The sequence below is a fragment of the Halomonas eurihalina genome, assembly GCF_008274785.1.
GTDB classification, from domain to species: Bacteria; Pseudomonadota; Gammaproteobacteria; order Pseudomonadales; family Halomonadaceae; genus Halomonas; species Halomonas eurihalina.
This window is the reverse complement of record NZ_VTPU01000034.1, coordinates 1-3,242: the sequence shown is the minus strand read 5'-3', so window position 1 is coordinate 3,242 and position 3,242 is coordinate 1. Positions and strand designations below refer to the sequence as shown.

The following is a 3,242-nucleotide window of genomic DNA, read 5'->3' as shown; positions in this document are numbered from 1 at the left end:
GCTCTTATGACTTCCGACTGTTCTTCGAACAGTCGCTCTTTAACAATGTAATCCTGCTGACAGTTCCTTTCGAAAGAAAGGACATGAGATACGTCTCAAGCGTATCCGGCAATTGTCGTTGAGTCATCGCGACCAGACTCCTTCGGGTTATATGGTCAAGCGATGAAGCGCACACGGTGGATGCCTAGGCAGCCAGAGGCGATGAAGGACGTGGAAGCCTGCGATAAGGCTCGGCGAGGTGGCAAACAACCTGCGACCCGGGCATTTCCGAATGGGGAAACCCACCCATCGTAAGATGGGTATCGTTGACTGAATCCATAGGTCAACGAGGCGAACCGGGGGAACTGAAACATCTCAGTACCCCGAGGAAAAGAAATCAACCGAGATTCCCCCAGTAGCGGCGAGCGACCGGGGAACAGCCCTTAAGCAGGTGACTGATTAGGCGAACGAGCTGGGAAGCTCGACGATACAGGGTGATAGTCCCGTAGCCGAAAATCTGATCCTGTGAAATCGAGTAGGTCGGGGCACGTGAAACCTTGACTGAAGACGGGGGGACCATCCTCCAAGGCTAAATACTCCTGGCTGACCGATAGTGAACCAGTACCGTGAGGGAAAGGCGAAAAGAACCCCGGAGAGGGGAGTGAAATAGATCCTGAAACCGTGTGCGTACAAGCAGTGGGAGCGGGCTTAGTCCCGTGACCGCGTACCTTTTGTATAATGGGTCAGCGACTTATTTTCAGTGGCGAGCTTAACCGATTAGGGGAGGCGTAGAGAAATCGAGTCTTAACTGGGCGACCAGTCGCTGGAAATAGACCCGAAACCGGGCGATCTATCCATGAGCAGGTTGAAGGTTGAGTAACATCAACTGGAGGACCGAACCAGGATCTGTTGAAAAAGATTTGGATGACTTGTGGATCGGAGTGAAAGGCTAATCAAGCCCGGAGATAGCTGGTTCTCCTCGAAAGCTATTTAGGTAGCGCCTCACGTATCACCACCGGGGGTAGAGCACTGTTTCGGCTAGGGGGCCATCCCGGCTTACCAACCCGAGGCAAACTCCGAATACCGGTGAGTGCGAGCGTGGGAGACACACAGCGGGTGCTAACGTCCGTTGTGAAAAGGGAAACAACCCAGACCGTCAGCTAAGGTCCCGAAATCCTGGTTAAGTGGGAAACGATGTGGGAAGGCTTAGACAGCTAGGAGGTTGGCTTAGAAGCAGCCATCCTTTAAAGAAAGCGTAATAGCTCACTAGTCGAGTCGGCCTGCGCGGAAGATGTAACGGGGCTCAAACCAGGTACCGAAGCTACGGGTTCATCCTCTGGATGAGCGGTAGAGGAGCGTCGTGTACGCCGATGAAGGTGAGTCGAAAGGCTTGCTGGAGGTATCACGAGTGCGAATGCTGACATGAGTAACGATAAGGGGAGTGAAAAACTCCCCCGCCGGAAGACCAAGGGTTTCTGTTCGACGCTAATCGGAGCAGAGTGAGTCGGCCCCTAAGGCGAGGCCGAAAGGCGTAGTCGATGGGAAACGGGTCAATATTCCCGTACCTCACTGTATTGCGATGGGGGGACGAAGAAGGCTAGGTGAGCCAGGCGTTGGTTGTCCTGGTGAAAGTCGGTAGGCTGGGGAATCAGGTAAATCCGGTACCCCAAGGCCGAGAGACGAGACGAACAGACTACGGTCTGGAAGTCATTGATGCCACGCTTCCAGGAAAAGCCTCTAAGCTTCAGATACAGTGGGACCGTACCCCAAACCGACACAGGTGGTCAGGGTGAGAATCCCAAGGCGCTTGAGAGAACTCGGGTGAAGGAACTAGGCAAAATGGTGCCGTAACTTCGGGAGAAGGCACGCCGCGTTAGTGTGAAGGTCCTCGCGACCGGAGCACGAGGCGGTCGAAGATACCAGGTGGCTGCAACTGTTTATTAAAAACACAGTACTCTGCAAACGCGTAAGCGGACGTATAGGGTATGACGCCTGCCCGGTGCCGGAAGGTTAATTGATGGTGTTAGCGTAAGCGAAGCTCCTGATCGAAGCCCCGGTAAACGGCGGCCGTAACTATAACGGTCCTAAGGTAGCGAAATTCCTTGTCGGGTAAGTTCCGACCTGCACGAATGGCGTAATGATGGCCACGCTGTCTCCACCCGAGACTCAGTGAAATTGAAATCGCCGTGAAGATGCGGTGTACCCGCGGCTAGACGGAAAGACCCCGTGAACCTTTACTACAGCTTCACACTGGACGCTGATGTTGCTTGTGTAGGATAGCTGGGAGGCTTTGAAACGGTAGCGCTAGCTACCGTGGAGCCAACCTTGAAATACCAGCCTGGCATCATTGGCGTTCTAACTCTGGTCCGTTATCCGGATCGAGGACCGTGTGTGGTGGGTAGTTTGACTGGGGCGGTCTCCTCCCAAAGCGTAACGGAGGAGCACGAAGGTACCCTCAGCACGGTCGGAAATCGTGCATTGAGTGCAAGAGCATAAGGGTGCTTAACTGCGAGACAGACACGTCGAGCAGATACGAAAGTAGGTTCTAGTGATCCGGTGGTTCTGTATGGAAGGGCCATCGCTCAACGGATAAAAGGTACTCCGGGGATAACAGGCTGATACCGCCCAAGAGTTCACATCGACGGCGGTGTTTGGCACCTCGATGTCGGCTCATCACATCCTGGGGCTGAAGTCGGTCCCAAGGGTATGGCTGTTCGCCATTTAAAGTGGTACGCGAGCTGGGTTTAGAACGTCGTGAGACAGTTCGGTCCCTATCTGCCGTGGGCGTTGGAGATTTGAGAAGTGCTGCTCCTAGTACGAGAGGACCGGAGTGGACGACCCTCTGGTGTACCGGTTGTCACGCCCGTGGCATTGCCGGGTAGCTAAGGTCGGACGGGATAACCGCTGAAAGCATCTAAGCGGGAAGCCCCCTTCAAGATGAGATCTCCCCGAGGCCTCGAGCCTCCTGAAGGGTCCAGCAAGACGAGCTGGTTGATAGGCCGGATGTGGAAGCGCTGCAAGGCGTTGAGCTGACCGGTACTAATGGCCCGTGAGGCTTGACCATATAACACCCAAGGAGTCTGGATGACAGACGACGCCGGGTACGCAAGAGACGTATCGTCAGCAGGATTGCATTGATGTTTTTCGCCTGACGACCATAGCGAGTGGGCACCACCTGATCCCATGCCGAACTCAGCAGTGAAACCGCTCAGCGCCGATGGTAGTGTGGGAGTTCCCATGCGAGAGTAGGTCATCGTCAGGCA

2 rRNA genes are annotated in these 3,242 nt (G+C 54.7%); both read left to right on the top strand.

The window, feature by feature from the left end:
- The first annotated feature begins 153 nt into the window (after positions 1-153).
- Positions 154-3,043, top strand: a 23S ribosomal RNA gene (locus FZZ93_RS18065).
- 83 nt (positions 3,044-3,126) lie between these two features.
- Positions 3,127-3,241: ribosomal RNA gene (gene rrf, locus FZZ93_RS18060) — 5S ribosomal RNA — on the top strand.
- Position 3,242: the final 1 nt, after the last annotated feature.